The following is a 16,195-nucleotide window of genomic DNA, read 5'->3' as shown; positions in this document are numbered from 1 at the left end:
ACGTCGACCTCGAAATTCGCGAGGGAGAGTTTGTAGCCGTGGTCGGTCCCTCCGGTTGCGGCAAGAGCACGCTCCTGAGGCTCGTGACGGGGCTGACACCTGCGACGGAGGGGGTGGTGCGCGTCGCAGGGGAAGTCGTCAGCGGTCCCCGCTCTGATACCGGCATCGTCTTCCAGCGAGCGACGCTGGTGGACTGGCGGGATATTCTTGGCAACGTACTGCTGCAGATCCAGCTGCGCGGACTGAATGTGAAGGCTTATCGCACCCGCGCCGAGAGCCTTCTCGATGCGGTGGGCCTCGGCCAGTTCATGGATCGCTATCCCTTCGAGTTGTCGGGTGGCATGCAGCAGCGCGCGGCCATCGCGCGCGGCCTCATCCACCAGCCGACCATCCTCCTGATGGACGAGCCCTTCGGCGCGCTTGATGCTCTGACCCGTGAGCAGATGCGGCTTGATCTCGAGACTTTGTGGACCCGTGACCGCATGACGGTGTTCTTCATTACCCATTCTATCGACGAGGCGGTGCTGCTCGCCGACAGGGTGATTGTCATGAGCCCGCGTCCCGGCACGATCGACAGTGTCTTCAAGGTCGATCTACCGCGACCGCGCGGGCTTGGGGCGCGCGTCGACCCGCGCTTCGCGGATCTCGTCAACAAGATTACACGCATCTTTCTCGAACGCGGTGTGTTCGATGAGCACAGGCCATCCCTCGTGGCGTAATGATCAATTCATCTTTTTCGATCGGGCGGGGTGACGTTTTTCTCCAAGCCCATTCAACAAGATTGATGTAAGTCACGCGCGCAATATTTCCGGAGTACGGAACATGCAGCAGCAGGATAAGGTTCTTATTATTGTCGGGGATGCGTCAGAGACGCTTGATACGCTTTATCCGCTCTTGCGCTTGCAGGAGGATGATTTCCTGCCCGTGGTCGCCGGGCCGCAGAAGCGCCTGTTCCAGATGGTTCTGCACGAGGTCCGCCCGGGGTGGACCATCACTCGGGAATGGGAAGGCTACCAGATCGAGGCGAACGTCGCCTTCCGCGATATTGATCCCGCAGCCTATGCCGGCATTTTCTTCAGTGGTGGACGGGCCCCCGAGTACATTCGTGATGATGAGGATCTCATCCGCATCACTCAGCATTTCTTTGATGCGGGCAAGCCGATAGCCAGCGTCTGTCATGGCGTCGAGATCCCCGCACGCGCCGACAGGGTGCGGGGGCGGCGCATGTCCTGCGTGCGCAAATGCCGCTTCGACCTGGAGGTCTGTGGCGGCATCTTCGTGGACGAGCCTTATGTCGTAGATGGCAACCTGGTCAGCGGCCGAACCTGGCATGACCACGCTTTCGTGATGCGCGCCTTTCTCGCGATGCTGCGCGACGCCCGCGAAGAGCGCCGCGTTGCAGCCTGAAGCCGATCAGGCGCGCTCGACGGTGAGCCAGATCAGTTCCTTCGAGGCATAAGTCGCGTCCCAGACCGCTCGACCGATAGCCGGAAGCTTCGCCTTGTCCTCGGCGGCGACCGCGCCGAGAAGCGGCGCGCGGATCGTTTCCTTGGTCGCGCCGTATTGAACCACAAGCTTCTGGCCGGTGCGCTGGGAAAAGCGCAGACGGCCTATCGGCGCAAAGCGGATCTCCTCGGTGACATGAACAGGCGCGGTCGTCGTCAGCGGCGTCCAGGCAAACATCGATTCGCCTGTGACCATCGGATGTTCCTGCAGCACCGTGAAGGGCAGGGCATTGAGGAGATCACGGCACAGCTCCGGATTTTGATCGACCGCAAGCCAGGCGCGGACGCTGACGCAGAGGGGCTGCCAAGTCAGCCTGATGAAGGTGTCGCTCGGCGTGAAGCCGTCGACGATCGCGGCAGCATCGCGCGCCGCTTGCGCGTCGGCCGCTCGGCCTTCCGCGTCATCGGGATAGCGATAGTGTTCGCCCAGATTCCAGGGAAAGTAGTGATAGACCCAGCAGTAAAGCCGGTTGGCATAACGCAGGTAAGCTGAGAGAAGCGCGTCGGTGTCCTCTTGGTTCGCCTCTCTCAGAACGGGTCGCATCAAATCGCCCAGCCGCTCCAGCGTCGGGAAGCCGCTGTAGCCGAGGTAATTCGTGTAGGGCGGCAGCATCTCATCGACCATGACGGAGATATTGAGATCGCTGCGCTTCTGCCGCGCGAGGCGCAGCAGTGGATAGAGAGCGTACATGGAACAATCGCGCAGCATCCCTGCCGCGATGTCCCAGGTCCCGAAATACTGTCCGTAGGCGCCGGCCTTGTCGTCGAGCCGACCTTCGCGCAGCTTTTTTGTCTCCTCGGGCTCCTGCTTCATGATCGCGGCCGTTTCGGCATCGATCATCGCCACAATGGCCTGCACTTCGCTCGTGCTCATCGCCGGATCGCTCCATTCCCATTCTGGACAGTCCTTGCTTCGTAGCTACCACCTTCATAATAGTCAATAATTGAATAATACTATTCGCGGCCTTGGTGGCCACGCTCGAGCCGTGCTAGGGCAGGCCAGGGACGACAAACGGCAAACGATAAGGCGAGGACGGGATATGGCGTTGGAACGCGGCCTGCAGGACGTTCAACGTGATCTGGTCGCGATAGGCTTCTCCGATCACGAAGCCAAGGTCTATGTCGCTCTCGTCGCCATTGGCCCGGCGACTGCTTACGAACTCGCACGCCAGGCCGGCCTGCCGGTTCCCAATACCTACAATGTCATCCGTGGCCTCATGAAACGGGCCGCGACAACCCAGATCTCCGCGCGCCCGGCACGCTACGTCGCTGTTCCACCGGATCAGTTCTTCGGCACCCTCGCCAGCGAGACACAGAAGCGATGCGACGCGCTGGTCAGCCGCCTGTCGACCCTGAGCGCGCCCGCCAATGCGGACTATGTGGAAATGCTCGAGGGATGGGCCACCATCGAACGCCGGTTGATCGCCCTGATCGCCGGCTCGACTCGCCAGCTCGTGCTGCGCAGCCCCTCGGTCCTCGCGCCAGCCGTCTGGGAAGAACTGCGCAAGGCTGTGGACCGCAACGTCGAATGCCTGTTCGTGTACTACGGCGAAAAGCCCGATCTGCCGGATCTGCCCCATGTCAGGCTGTGGCCGCATGAGGGCAACGGTGCAAGCCTCGGCCCTGACTTCTTCACGATCTGCGCTGACTTCAGCAGTGCTCTCATCCATTCGCAGGACCGGCAGGAGGGGGCCTTTTCGGAGAATCGCTCCTTTGTCTACCTCGCGGGGGTCTTTCTGCGACACGAGTTGTATCTTGCCGAGATCATGATGCGCTTCGAGACGGAGGTGGAAGAGACCTTCGGCCCGGCGCTCTACAAGCTGCGCCAGTCCTTCGGCATGATTCCGCTCGGCGAGGAAATTCGATCCTTCGTGCGCAGCCGGCTGTCCTACGAACCCGCTTTCGAGCCGGACCGGGAGGATTTTTCCCCCGCCAAGCGCGTGCCGAAGCCAGAGCCGCGCAAGCGAAAGGCCAAGACCGGCTAAGGCCGTTTGCGCGGACACTTATGCTGGTGCTGTGCCTGGGCGCGCTTTCGAGACAATAAAGATCAGCCCCAATCAGCGGAACGTGCTTCGCCGGAAGACGCTCGTCACCATCACGGCGCCATAACGCCACAATGCGATCGCCGGCATTTGGCGCGCCTGAGCACATTTTTCCCTTGATAGAATATTCAGTCTCTGACTACTAATGGGACCAAGGGAACATCGCTGGCCCGGGCGTAGCGGGCGGATCGTCCTTTCGGGAGGTGATCATGGTGACAAAGATTTCGAGTTTGGCCGGTGCAGCGCCGGGATCGCTGCGATCCCTGACTGTCGCGGCCTTGCTTGGTGCGTCGCTCGCCGGGGCTCTCGCCTCCAGCGCTTCGGCGGAGACGCTGACCATCGCGCTTTCATCGACTGTGAACACCCTGGACCCCACCCAGGCACAAGTCGTCGGCACGGATGTCAGCGTCGCGACGCATCTCTATTCCCCCCTCGTCGCGCGCGGCCCGGACGGCAAGCTTTATGGCGTGCTTGCCGAGAGCTGGCAGCCGGAGGGGGATTCCGCCTGGCTGTTCAATCTGAAGCCCGGCGTCACCTTCCCCGGCGGCGAGCCGCTGGATGCAGAGGCGGTCAAATGGAATATCGACCGCATCCGCAATCCCGAGACGAAGTCACGCAACCGCTCCTGGTTCGATCCGGTCTCGGAGGTCGAGGTCGTGAGCCCGACGCAGGTTCGCATAAAGACCAAGGGCCCATACCCGACGCTCCCGGATCAGCTGTCGATGATCTTCTTCCTCTCGCCGGAGTGGATGAAGACGCATAATCCGGCCACCGAGGCCTATGGCACGGGCCCGTACAAGCTGAAGCAGTTCGTCGCCGGCGACCGGTTGATCCTCGAGCCGAACGACAAAGCGGTTCTTGAGAAGCCGACTTTTGACGAAGTCTCCATGCGGGTCATTCCGGAGGCCTCGGCACGCGTCGCCGGCCTCCTCGCCGGCGAGGTCGACCTTGCCTTCGACCTGCCGCTGGAAGACGTCGAGCGGATCAAGAAGAGCGGTCGCGCGGACGCAGGCTGGGTGCCGAGCAGCCGCTCGATGGTCGTGCGGATGAATACCCTGAAGGCGCCGCTCGCCGGCAATACCAAGCTGCGGCAGGCGCTCAACTATGCTGTCGACAAGGAAGGCATGGTCGAGGCGCTGCTGGGCGGGCTCGGCACCGTCAGCCAATGCCAGATCCTCACTCCGGCTTATTTCGGCTTCAACCAGGATCTGAAGCCCTATCCCTATGATCCTGCCAAAGCCAAGCAACTCATCAAGGAAGCCGGCATAACGACACCGCTGAAGATAGATCTGGAGGTGCCGCTCGGCCGTTATTTCATGGCGAGCGAAATCGGACAGATCGTTGCCGGGCAGCTGCAGGAAGTGGGCATCGAGGCGACCATCAAGGAGATGGATTTCGGCGCCTGGGTCAAGACCTACGCGGGCCGGGACATGGGCCAGATGGCGCTGCTGGGCCAGGCCTGGCCGACGCTCGATGCCGACGGCATGCTAGGCCTCTACGCCGCGGCCAACCCGACCGCCTATTTCGACGATAAGCCCTTCGACGAAGCCCTCAAGGCCGGTCGTGGCACGACCGATCCCGCCAAGCGCCTGGAGGCCTACAAGACCGCGACGGCGCGGATGTGCGAGGAAGCGCCAGTGATCTTCCTCTTCGCGCAGCCCTTCACCTACGGCACGTCGAAAAAGGGGACTTGGAAGGCGCGCGGCGACGACTGGGTGCGCGCGACCGACGTGGTGACGAAGTAAGGCCTGCGCGATGTCCCGCTACATCATAGAGCGTATCGGCGAGGCGCTCGTTGCGGTGTGGGGCATCGTGACCATCGTCTTCGTCGTGACACGCATGCTGGGTGATCCGGCCGTCCTTCTCCTCCCCCTCGGGACGCCGGAGGCCCAGGTGGCGGCGCTCCGGGCCGAACTTGGCCTGGAGCGCCCCATGATCATCCAGTATCTGGACTTTCTCGTCCGGGCCGTGCAGGGCGATTTCGGCCTGTCCTACCAGTTCTTCCGGCCGGCCATGGATCTCGTGCTGGAGCGGCTGCCGGCGACTGCGATCCTCGCCGGCACATCCATCGTGCTCGGTGTGATCATCGGTTCGCTTGCGGGCTTCGTCGCCGCCGTCAGGCGCGGCTCGATCCTCGAGTTCCTGGCCATGACGGTTGCGCTCCTGGGGCAGGCGACACCGGTGTTCTGGCTCGGCATCATGCTGATCCTCTATTTCGGCGTGAATCTCGGCTGGCTGCCGACCGGCGGCTGGGACAGCCTGGCCTCCCTCGTCCTGCCCGTGCTGACGCTCTCGATCTTCGTCGCCGCCACCGTCTCACGGCTGTTCCGCTCCAGCATGCTCGACGCCCTGTCGGAGGATTATGTCCGCACGGCACGCGCCAAGGGGCTTCCGCCGGGAACGGTCTACACCCGCCATGCCGGGCGCAACGCCCTCATTCCCGTCGTGACCATGGTGGCGATCCTCACCGCGGAACTCCTCGGCGGTTCAGCCGTCACCGAGACCGTGTTCTCCTGGCCGGGGGTCGGCCGGCTTCTGCTGCAAGCCATCGAGAACAAGGATTTCCCGATCATTCAGGCCGGCGTGTTCCTCATCGCCGTCATTTTCGTGGGCACGAATTTGCTCATCGACCTGATCTACCCGCTCCTTGATCCACGCATCCGGGTGTCGCGATGATCGTCGCGCTCCGCAAAGTCCGCGCAATTGCTGGTACTCACAGCGGGTGGATCGGCCTCGTGCTGCTGGCGGCGGTCATCCTGATCGTGTTGCTCGCGCCGTTCTTCGGCCTGCCGGATCCCGTCCGCAACAACTTGCGTGGCCGTTTCGCGCCGCCGTCCTTCAACTTCCTCGATCTCGCGAGCTATCCGCTCGGCGGTGACCATCTCGGGCGCGATCTTTTCAGCCGCATCGTCTACGGCGGCCGGGTCAGCCTCATGATCGGCGCGCTCGCCGTCGGCCTCGGCGGCGTCATCGGGGTTGCCGTCGGGCTGTTCGCCGGCTTCTACAAGGGCTGGGTCGACCGCATCCTGATGCGCCTCGTCGACGTGCAGCTGTCGATCCCGCTGATGCTGCTCGCGCTTCTCGTCGTGGCGGCGCTGGGGCCAAGCCTGCAGAACCTCATCATCGTGCTCGCCCTGACGAGCTGGGTTCGCTACGCCCGCGTCGTGCGCGGGCAGGTGCTGGCGGTGCGCGAGCGTGAGTTCGTCCAGTCGGCCTATGCGATCGGCGTCGGCAACCTGCGCATCATCTTCGTCCATATCCTGCCGAACGTGCTGACGCCGGTGCTCGTCATCGCAACGCTCGAGCTGGCGCGCGTCATCATTCTCGAGGCCGGCATGAGCTTCCTCGGCCTCGGCGTGCAGCCGCCATGGCCGAGCTGGGGGCGCATGCTCGCCGAGGGCCGCAACTACATGGGCACCTATCCCGAGGTTTCCGTTTTTCCCGGCCTCGCGCTCTTCATCACCGCGCTTGCCGTCAATCTCTCCGGAGACTGGCTGCGCGACCGGCTCGATCCCAAGCTGCGATGATCCCGGCCCGCGGCTGGGCCCATCGCGTCGTTGAACAGGAACTGTGAAATGCTTCGCATCGGCATCGATATTGGTGGCACCTTCACCGATTTCGTCGCCTGGCGTTCTGCCGGCGGCGAGACGGTGTCCTTCAAGGTGCCGTCGACCCCGCCGAACTACGCCGAGGGCTTCAAGGCGGGCCTGACGGAAATGCTCGGACGCGTCGACGCAGGCGCTGACGAGGACATCATGATCGTCCACGGCACCACCGTCAGCACCAATACGGTGATCGAGCGCTCGGCGCCGCCGATCGCGCTCCTGACCACCGCGGGCTTCCGCGACGTGCTCAACCTCCAACGCCTGCGCCTGAAGCAGCCGACCGACATCTTCAACCAGCGCGTGCCGGCGCTGGTGCCGCGCCATCTCGTCTTCGAGATTGAGGAGCGGCTGATGGCCGATGGCTCCGTGCGCAAGCCGGTCGATCTCGACGGCGTGCGCTTGGCCGCCCGTTCCGCGCGCGAACGGGGCGCGACAGGCTTCGCGCTCGCCTTCTATCACAGCTATCGCAACCCGGCGCACGAGCTGGCGGCGCGCGAGGCGATCCGCGAGGAGCTCGGCGACGTCGACGTGTCGCTCTCCAGCGAGATCTGGCCGCAGATCGGCGAATATGAGCGCGCAGTCGTTGCCGTGCTCAACGCCTTCGTGAAGCCGAAGATGAACACCTATATCGCTGATATCGAGGCGTTCCTGGCTAAGACCCTGCCGAAGGCGAGCCTGTTCATCACCCGTTCGAACGGCGGGGCGATGGCGGCGGCCGAGGCCCGCCAGTTCCCCGTGCAGACGCTGCTCTCCGGTCCGGCCTCCGGCGTCACCGCCGCGCTGGCGGTAGCCGAGCGGCTCGGCGGCGGGCAATTCCTGACCTTCGACATGGGCGGCACCTCGACGGATGTCTCGCTGATCCGTAACGCGACGGCGACCGTCTCCTCGAGCGCGGAGGTCGGTGATTTCCCGCTCAGCATGCCGGTCACGGAGATCGAGGCGATCGGCGCCGGCGGCGGCTCCATCATCTCGCTTGACGGGCGCGTTTTGCGCGTTGGTCCGCGCAGCGCCGGCGCGCGGCCGGGGCCGGCCTGCTTCGGCCATGGCGGCACGGAGCCGGCGGTGTCCGACGCCTATCTCCTGTGCGGCTATCTCAACCCCGACAACTTCCTCGGCGGCCGCATGCGGCTCGACCGCGCCGCCGCCGAACGGGCGATGCAGCCCGTCTGCGACGCGGCGGGGCTCGACATGGGGCGCGCCGCCGAGGCCGCGCTCACGGTCGCGACCTCCAACATGGTGGCGCGCGTGCTGCCCTATCTCGCCCGCCACGGGGTGGACCCGGAAGACGTGACGCTCGTCGTCTATGGTGGCGCCGGCTCGCTGCACGGCCCGCTGCTCGCCCGCGAGATGGGGATCCGCCAGGTGCTCATTCCGCCGACGCCCTCGGTGTTCTGCGCCTCGGGCGGTCTCGTCACGCAGCTCGTCCATGACACGGTAGCGACCGTCCACGGCCAGACGATCGATGCCGGCGTTCTCAAGGCGCAATTCGCCGATATCGAGACCCGCGCCCGGGCGTGGCTGGCGGGGCAGATCGCGCCGGAGCTCCTCGTCAAGGTGGCGATCGAGCGCTTCGTGGACATGCGCTACCGCGGGCAGTCCTTCCAGCTGCAGGTCAATGTTCCCGAGGATGTGCTCGCCGCCGGCGATCTCGGCCGCCTCGCCGAGGCCTTCCACGCCGAGCATGACCGGCTCTACAGCCATTCCGACCCCGGCGCCGAGGTCGAGTATTTGCAGCTGCGGGTGCGCATCTCCGGCGCGCTGCCGGCGCCGGGCGCCGACGCGGCGAAGCTGCGCGACATGCCCGTCGAGCAGGCAGGCAGCCGCCCGATCCGCATCGCCGACAGCTGGCGCGAGGCGCCGGTGTTCGACCGCGCGCGCCTCGCCGCCGGCTCCCGCATTCCCGGCCCCGCCATGATCGAGCAGGACGACACGACGATCCTCGTGCCGCCCGATTTTACAGCCGCCGTCAACGACTTCGGCGATCTCATCCTGTCCCGCGAGTAAATGCCATGGATCCCGTCCGCACCGCCATCATGAACAATCGCTTCACGGCGATCGTCGAGGAAGCCTCGGCCGTTCTGCACCGCACGGCGCATACCACCTTCGTCAAGCTCGTGCAGGACTATCAATGCGCGCTGGCGACGCCCGATGGCGACATCTTCGCCTATCCCAGCCAGTCCGGCGTCACCGTGTTCATCGGCCTGCCCCTGCAGGAAACGCTCGACCGCATCGGCCGCGAGAATTTCGAGCCGGGCGACTGCTACATCACCAACGACCCGTTCTTCACGGACGGGCTGGTCACGCACATGATGGACGTGACCATGATCTACCCGATCTTCCGCAACGGCGAACTCATCGCCTTCGGCTGGTCCTTCGTCCACGCGTCCGACATCGGCGGCGCGGTGCCTGGGAGCATCTCGCCGGCTTTCACCGAGTCCTTCCAGGAGGGGCTTCGCGTGCGGCCGATCAAGCTGTTCCGCCGTGGCGAGCTCAACCCCGACGCCAAGAACATCTTCCTCGACAACAGCCGTATTCCCGAGGAAATGTGGGGCGACTTCCAGGCGATGCTGTCGGCTCTCAAGAGCATGGACCGGCGCCTCAACCAGCTCTGCGACCGCTATGACGTCGAGACCGTGCGCACCGGCATGAGGGAGGTCATCGACTTCGCGGAGTTGAAGGCCCGGTCCGTCATCGCGCGCATTCCCGACGGCGAATACACCTTCTCGGATTACCTGGAGGGCCTCGAGGAAAACCAGCACGCCCATGTCATCACGACCATGCGCGTGAAGGGCGAGGACATCGAACTCGATTTCACCGGCACCGACCCGCAGGTGGCGGCGGCCTACAACTTCATCATCGGTGAACGCACGCATCCCTATGTGACGCAGGCGCTGACCTACTACATCATGAGCCTCGAGCCGAGCGCGCCGAAGAACGCAGGGCTGCTCAGGCCGATCACCATGAAGGCACCGCGCGGCACGGTCATCAACGCCGAATTTCCGGCGGCCATGGGCTCGCGCGTAGCGGCGGGCACGCGCGTGTTCGACACCGTGCTCGGCTGCCTCAACCAGGCCTTGCCGGAAGGCCTCATGGCGGCGGGGGCCGGCATGGTCGGCATCATCGTCGTCAATGCCCGCGATCCCGGGACCGGCAGGGCGCGCGTCAGCGTGCTTAACCCGATCATCGGCGGCGGCGGGGGGCGCACGGGCCTTGACGGCATCGACGGCGTCGACGGCCGCTCCGGCGCGCTGAAGAGCATCCCGACCGAGATCATCGAGGTGGAAACGGTGATGCATATGCGCGCCTGCCATCTCGTGCCCGACACCCAGTCGGCCGGGCAGTGGCGCAGCGGCGCGGCTCTGGTGATGGAGATCGAGAACACCGGGCTCGAGGCCAGCATGACCGTGCGCGGCATGAACCGCTTCAACTTCCGCCCGTGGGGCTTCCGTGGCGGGCATTTCGGCAAGCTTGGCGAAGTCATCTTCAAGCCGGCCGGCAAGCCCGAGGAATCGATCGGCAAGATCCGCGTGCTGCAGATGAAGCGCGGCGACGCGGTGCGGATCATCACGCCGTCGGGCGGCGGTTTCGGCGATCCCTTCGCGCGCGATCCGGAGCTCGTGCGCCGCGACGTTGAGGCCGAGCTTCTCAGCCCCGCCGAGGCCAAGGCCCGCTATGGCGTCATCGCCACGGCCGAGGCCGTCGACATGGCGGCGACCGAGGCGGAGCGCGCCTCACGGCCCCATGGTGAGGTGCCGCTGTTCGCCTTCGGCCCGGAGCGCGAGCGCTACAACGAGATCTGGACGCCGGCGATCCGCACCTTCCTCGCCGGCGAGGTGCTGCGGCGGCCGAAGTCCTATCGCCATCTCATCATCGAGCATGTGCGCGAGGTGCTGACGGTCGCCGGAAAGCCCGTCTCGGAGGCCGACGTGCTGGCGGCGATCGCGGAAGCGGAAGCCATCGTCGCGGGCATCACGCCGAAGGCGGCTTGAAGGCACGGGGCGCGGGAGCTTGCGGCTTCCGTAACCCCTTCTCGCCGATCTGAGGCGATCAATTCCCCGTCAAGCCGCGCCGATCCTCCCCGAACGGGGGAGGTGGCTCGCGCGGAGAGATGGCGGGGCCCCCCACCCGGCTTGGCTTCGAGGGGAAGCCAGGCCACCCCCGGAAGGGAGGGACTGACCCTCAGCACACGGTACTGAAGCGCTCGACGCAGGTGGCGAGGACCTCTTCGCCCGGGCGCTTCCACCAGTTCTCGGCAGAGAAGATCTCTACCTCCTGGTGGCCGTGGAAACCGGCCGCCTCGATCATGGCCCGGATGCCCTTGAGGTCGATGACGCCGTCGCCCATCATGCCGCGGTCGAGCAGGAGATCGCGCGTCGGCACCAGCCAGTCGCAGATATGATGTGCGAGGATGCGGTTTAGGGCACCGGCCCGCGCAATCTGCCGGGCAAGGTCCGGATCCCACCACACATGGTAGACATCGATGGCGACGCCGACGCCGTCCCCCAGCAATTCGCAGATGTCGAGCGCCTGACCGAGCGTGTTTACGCAGGCGCGGTCGGCCGCATACATCGGATGCAGGGGCTCGATGGCGAGCGGCATGCCGGCGGCGCGGGCATGCGGCAGGATGGCGGCGATGCCGTCGGCCACCATCTCGCGGGCGTGGACGATGTCGCGTGACTTCTCCGGCAAGCCGCCGACCACCAGCACGAGGCAGTCGGCGCGGAGCGCGCAAGCTTCGTCGATGGCCCGCTTGTTGTCGTCGATGGCGGCAGCGCGACCGGCCGGATCCGCCGCCGGAAACATGCCGCCGCGGCAAAGCCCGGTGACCTTGAGGTCGTTGCTCGCGACGAGACGGGCCGCCTCGTCGAGGCCGATTTTTGCGACCTGATCACGCCACGGCGCAATCGCCGTGATGCCCTCGGCGAGACAGGCATCGACCGCCTGGCGCATATCCCACTGCTGGCGCACGGTCGCGAGATTGATGGACAGACCTTCCACGGGCACGCTTCTCTCCTCAATTGCGGCGCTCGCCGCTTGTCGTTGCAGCCGGCCGGCTTGCTTCGCGACCTGTACCCGCTAGCGTTCCCTCTCCCTTGAGGGAGAGGTGAAAGCGCGGATGCATAGCTCGCGTCGCGACTTTCCAGAGCGTCATCCTCGGCGGCGCGTAGCGCCGGGAAGAGGATCCACGAACACTGTCGATCCAGATCAATACTGCCGGTGTTCATGGATCCCCGACAGCCGCCTATGGCGGCTTCGGGGATGACAAGCGGAAGTCGTCATGAACTGCCTGAAGCTCTATTCCACGCCCGCCACGGCGAGCACCTTGCGCATGCGGGCGGCCGCAAGCTCCGGGTCCTTCAGGCAGCGGGCGGCGTCCGCCAGCCGGAAGAGCTCGGCCAGGTGCACGATGGAACGGGCACTCTGCTGGCCGCCGAGCATCGTGAAATGGTCCTGCAGGCCGTTGAGATAGGCGAGGAAGACGACGCCCGTCTTATAGAAGCGGGTCGGAGCCTTGAAGATATGCCGCGACAGCGGAACGGTCGGCGCGAGAATCTCGTGGAATCCCGCCTCGTCGCCGGCGCCGAGCCGGGCAAGGCCGGCGGAGGCCGCTGGCGCGATCGCATCAAAGATGCCGAGCAGCGCGTGGGAATAGCCCTCGTCGTCACCGGCGATCAGTTCGGCATAGTTGAAGTCGTCGCCCGTATACATGCGCACGCCGGCGGTGGCGTTGCCGGCCGCCATGAGCCGGCGCATGCGAATCTCCTTCTCCTTCGAAAGGAGAGAGACCTTGATGCCGTCGACCTTGTCCGCATGGCTCGCGATGACGTCGAGGCAAGTCGTCATCGCCGCATCATGGTCGCCTGACCCCCAATAGCCCTCCAGTGCCGGGTCGAACATTTCGCCGAGCCAATGCAGGATGACCGGCTCCCTGACCTGTTCGAGAATGCGGCCGTAGACGCGCGCATAATCGTCCGGGCTGCGGGCTGCCTTTGCAAGGGCACGGCTCGCCATCAGGATGATGCGGCCGCCCATCGCCTCGATCGTCTCGATCTGCTCCTCATAGGCGCGGATCACGTCGTCGATCGTGACATCGGGGGAGGGGGCCAGCTGGTCGGTGCCAGCCCCGACGGCTATCAGCGCGCCGGGGCGGGCGCGCGCGGCCTCCAGCGAGTGCCGGATGAGCGTCTGGGCATTCGCCCAGTCGAGGCCCATGCCGCGCTGGGCGGTGTCCATGGCCTCAGCGACGCCGAAGCCGAGATCCCAGAGGTAGTGGCGGAAGGCGATCGTCTTGTCCCAGTCGATCGCGATATCGAGCCACGGATCGTTATCGGCGAGGGGGTCCGCGACCACATGAACAGCCGCGTAGGCGATACGATTGAAGTGTGGCGCCGCGCCCGCCGCCGGGGCGGGCAGGGGGGAATTGCGGACCGTATAGGTCTCAAGGCCGCCATCGAGCTTGGGAAGGGTGAGGCTCGGGAGAATAAGACTCGTCATGGCTGTCACCGTGCCTGTGCCAGCGTTTCGACCGGCGGCACATCGAGCCAGCGGCGCTCGGCCCAGCTCTTAAGGCCGAGCTCCGCCAGCTGCACGCCCTTTACCCCCTGCATGAGATCAAACTTCCAGGGCGTATCGGCGGCCACGTGGCGGATGAAATCCTCCCACTGGGCCTTGAAGCCATTGTCATAGACCTGGTTATCAGGCACCTCGTCCCACTGTTCGGCGAATTGCATGGTCTGAGGCTGATCGGGATTCCACACGGGGCGAGGGGTGTTCACGCGATGCTGGGTGAAGCAACGGGTGAGGCCCGCGACAGCCGAGCCGTGGGTGCCGTCGACCTGGAAGGTCACGAGGTCGTCGCGCTTCACGCGCACGGCCCAGGACGAGTTGATCTGGGCTATGATGCCGCCTTCGAGCTCGAAGGTCGCATAGGCCGCATCGTCGGCATCGGCGGTGTAGGGCTTGCCGTCCTCACCGATGCGCGTTGGGATATGGGTGGCGCCGAGGCAGCTCACCGCCTTCACCTCGCCGAACAGGTTGTCGAGGACGTAGCGCCAATGGCATAGCATGTCGAGGATGATGCCGCCGCCATCGCTCTTGCGGTAATTCCAGCTCGGCCGCTGCGCCGGCTGTCCCCAGTCGCCCTCGAACACCCAATAGCCGAATTCACCGCGCACCGAGAGGATGCGGCCGAAGAAGCCGGCCTCGTTCAGCATCTTGATCTTGCGCAGACCCGGCAGGTAGAGCTTGTCCTGCACCACGCCGTTCTTGACGCCGCGCGCCCGGGCGAGCTGCGCCACGGCGAGCGCCTCCTCGATCGTCTCGGCAATGGGCTTTTCGGAATAGACATGCTTGCCGGCCTCGATCGCGCGGGTCAACAAGCCCGCACGCATGACCGTTGAGCCGGCGTCGAAGAAGACCGTGTCCTGGGGATTGGCCAGCGCGCCATCGAGGTCCGTCGAGGTGCGTGCGATGCCGTGCTTTTTCGCGATCTCTGCGATCTTCTCGCCGTTACGCCCAACGAGGATAGGGTCGGGCATGACCCGATCGCCGTTCGGCAGCACCACGCCGCCCTGGTCGCGAATGGCGCAGATCGAGCGGACGAGATGCTGATTATAGCCCATGCGACCGGTGATGCCGTGCATGATCAGGCCGAGACGCTGTACCGCCATGGTGTTTCCCCTTTTCATCGCCGTAGGGAAGGCGATTTGTAAGTAACCGTATAGTTACAAATACAGCATGGGTGCACGACCGCGTCAAGGGCTTGCGCGCCGCCTGAAGCTTCCGGTAACGGCTGGAGTTGCAGAAACGTAACGAAACGGCGAAATCGTCATAACTCTGCCATCAAGGATCCTTTCGGTGGCGACGGCCAATTGACAGCAGCACTCGTCCTGCGGCTCGCTGCTCCTGACTACCTCTTGTCGTTCATCCCTCAACAACACTCCGAAAGGGGCCCCATGCCCGATCGCTGCTCGTTGTTCCGGTTCGTTGCGTTTGCAAGTCCTCTCCTCGCTGCGTTCAGCACCTTCAATTTCCCACAACCGGCTCTCGCCGACCCGCGTGATATCGCGGTGGAGGTGCACAACCTGAGTGAGCCGGTGCGCTGCGCCGAGAAGGACAATGTCTATCTGCCGTTCCAGGCGTCAGCGAACGGCCCCATGCCACGCAGCTTCCGTATCGAGGTGTTGCACCCCGCCTACATCGGGACGCTGGCCGCCGACCGGCAGGCGCCCGACTGGGCCCAATGCGACATGACGGCCGATCCGGTGTTCCTCGGACAGCCCCGAGAAACGACGCTGATCGATAACGACAGGTTTCGCCTGATTGCCTATTCTTACCCCTCATTGTGGCGGCCCAGCACGGTCCCCGTGATCATCGGCGACAAACGCGAGGAGGGTGTCCATCTTCTCCAACTCTGGGCCAAGGAGAAGAACGGCCAGTCCGAAGAGGTGGTGGTAGTCTATCCCCAGGACGGCTATTGGCGTGGCCGGCCTCTGAGCCCGAAGCATCTCGGCAACAGCGCCTATGGCACCTCCTTCCTTGTCGGTCCCGTCGAGACCGAAGGCAGGCCCATCGTTGCCCTGAAAACCTTGGCTTTTGATCCGGCAACGGGTGACTTCCGCATGGAGTTCGCGCGCGGCGGAGCCGGGTCCCTCGCCATTGCGGCCCTTGATCAGGACAGGCTGGCGTTGTCCGTCAATTTTGACGATGCCGTGCCGGATGATCACCCCTTCGCCGCGCTGCGCTCGATGTATGTCACTGAAACCAATGCGGACGCGGCTCGCGTCGCCTGGGTCCATCAGGACGGCAAAGGTTGGGGCGAAGAACCGGTCATGGGGTTCAAACGTGCGTCGACCCCCGAATTCTGGCTCGGTCGCACGGCGCCCTCGCGCCATAATACCAGTGCGCCGGACGTCACATTGAGCCAATTCCGAGCTGGTGTGGTCGAAGCGGGCACGCCGAAGCCCACCCTGACTTCGGGCGAGCCCCCTCGTTCGGAGAAGAATGCGCCAAAGGCCTTAGCACCGATCACTCGCTGATAACC

The 16,195-nt window shown here is 64.9% G+C and carries 12 protein-coding genes and 1 pseudogene; 9 read left to right on the top strand and 4 right to left on the bottom strand.

What is annotated here, in order from left to right:
* Positions 1-5: 5 nt before the first annotated feature.
* Both KIO76_RS27750 and KIO76_RS27745 read left to right on the top strand, forming a co-directional pair.
* A pseudogene (locus tag KIO76_RS27750) lies at positions 6-719 on the top strand (ABC transporter ATP-binding protein); the annotation flags it as partial.
* A gap of 103 nt (positions 720-822) precedes the next feature.
* Entirely contained in the window at positions 823-1,407 is a 585-nt protein-coding gene (locus KIO76_RS27745) for a DJ-1/PfpI family protein (protein WP_213326788.1), read from the top strand.
* Positions 1,408-1,413: 6 nt separating this feature from the next.
* Here KIO76_RS27745 and KIO76_RS27740 read toward each other — a convergent pair whose 3' ends face one another.
* On the bottom strand, positions 1,414-2,379 hold the full coding sequence (locus KIO76_RS27740) for a cucumopine synthase-related protein (RefSeq protein ID WP_213326787.1): 966 nt from the start codon (positions 2,377-2,379) through the stop codon (positions 1,414-1,416).
* Between the two features lie 166 nt (positions 2,380-2,545).
* Between KIO76_RS27740 and KIO76_RS27735 the strand changes: the two genes are divergently transcribed.
* From KIO76_RS27735 to KIO76_RS27710, 6 genes are all read left to right on the top strand, one after another.
* Complete coding sequence (locus tag KIO76_RS27735; RefSeq protein ID WP_213326786.1) at positions 2,546-3,490, top strand: TrmB family transcriptional regulator; 945 nt, start codon at positions 2,546-2,548, stop codon at positions 3,488-3,490.
* 266 nt (positions 3,491-3,756) lie between these two features.
* The gene (locus tag KIO76_RS27730) at positions 3,757-5,292 is read left to right on the top strand and encodes an ABC transporter substrate-binding protein (RefSeq protein ID WP_213326785.1); all 1,536 of its coding nucleotides are present in this window, start codon (positions 3,757-3,759) and stop codon (positions 5,290-5,292) included.
* A 10-nt stretch (positions 5,293-5,302) separates the two neighbouring features.
* On the top strand, positions 5,303-6,223 hold the full coding sequence (locus KIO76_RS27725; protein WP_213326784.1) for an ABC transporter permease: 921 nt from the start codon (positions 5,303-5,305) through the stop codon (positions 6,221-6,223).
* A complete protein-coding gene (locus tag KIO76_RS27720) occupies positions 6,220-7,074 on the top strand; it encodes an ABC transporter permease (protein WP_213326783.1) in 855 nt (284 codons plus the stop codon). The genes KIO76_RS27725 and KIO76_RS27720 overlap by 4 nt, the downstream gene beginning before the upstream one ends.
* Positions 7,075-7,122: 48 nt before the next feature.
* Positions 7,123-9,156: a hydantoinase/oxoprolinase family protein gene (locus KIO76_RS27715; protein ID WP_213326782.1), complete on the top strand. Its 2,034-nt coding sequence runs from the start codon at positions 7,123-7,125 to the stop codon at positions 9,154-9,156.
* A 5-nt stretch (positions 9,157-9,161) separates the two neighbouring features.
* On the top strand, positions 9,162-11,141 hold the full coding sequence (locus KIO76_RS27710; protein ID WP_213326781.1) for a hydantoinase B/oxoprolinase family protein: 1,980 nt from the start codon (positions 9,162-9,164) through the stop codon (positions 11,139-11,141).
* Between the two features lie 190 nt (positions 11,142-11,331).
* Here KIO76_RS27710 and KIO76_RS27705 read toward each other — a convergent pair whose 3' ends face one another.
* From KIO76_RS27705 to KIO76_RS27695, 3 genes are all read right to left on the bottom strand, one after another.
* Positions 11,332-12,156: a sugar phosphate isomerase/epimerase family protein gene (locus KIO76_RS27705; RefSeq protein ID WP_213326780.1), complete on the bottom strand. Its 825-nt coding sequence runs from the start codon at positions 12,154-12,156 to the stop codon at positions 11,332-11,334.
* A 291-nt stretch (positions 12,157-12,447) separates the two neighbouring features.
* Complete coding sequence (locus KIO76_RS27700; protein WP_213326779.1) at positions 12,448-13,647, bottom strand: dihydrodipicolinate synthase family protein; 1,200 nt, start codon at positions 13,645-13,647, stop codon at positions 12,448-12,450.
* A 5-nt stretch (positions 13,648-13,652) separates the two neighbouring features.
* Positions 13,653-14,822 (bottom strand): Gfo/Idh/MocA family protein, encoded by a 1,170-nt coding sequence (locus tag KIO76_RS27695; protein WP_213326778.1) that lies wholly within the window; start codon positions 14,820-14,822, stop codon positions 13,653-13,655.
* A 285-nt stretch (positions 14,823-15,107) separates the two neighbouring features.
* Here KIO76_RS27695 and KIO76_RS27690 point away from each other — a divergent pair, with 285 nt between their 5' ends.
* The gene (locus KIO76_RS27690) at positions 15,108-16,190 is read left to right on the top strand and encodes a hypothetical protein (RefSeq protein ID WP_213326777.1); all 1,083 of its coding nucleotides are present in this window, start codon (positions 15,108-15,110) and stop codon (positions 16,188-16,190) included.
* Positions 16,191-16,195: the final 5 nt, after the last annotated feature.

Origin of the sequence: Chelatococcus sp. YT9 (genome assembly GCF_018398315.1) — a bacterium.
Classification (GTDB): Bacteria; Pseudomonadota; Alphaproteobacteria; order Rhizobiales; family Beijerinckiaceae; genus Chelatococcus.
The sequence above is the reverse complement of the archived record's forward strand: the minus strand, read 5'-3'. Positions and strand labels throughout refer to the sequence as shown.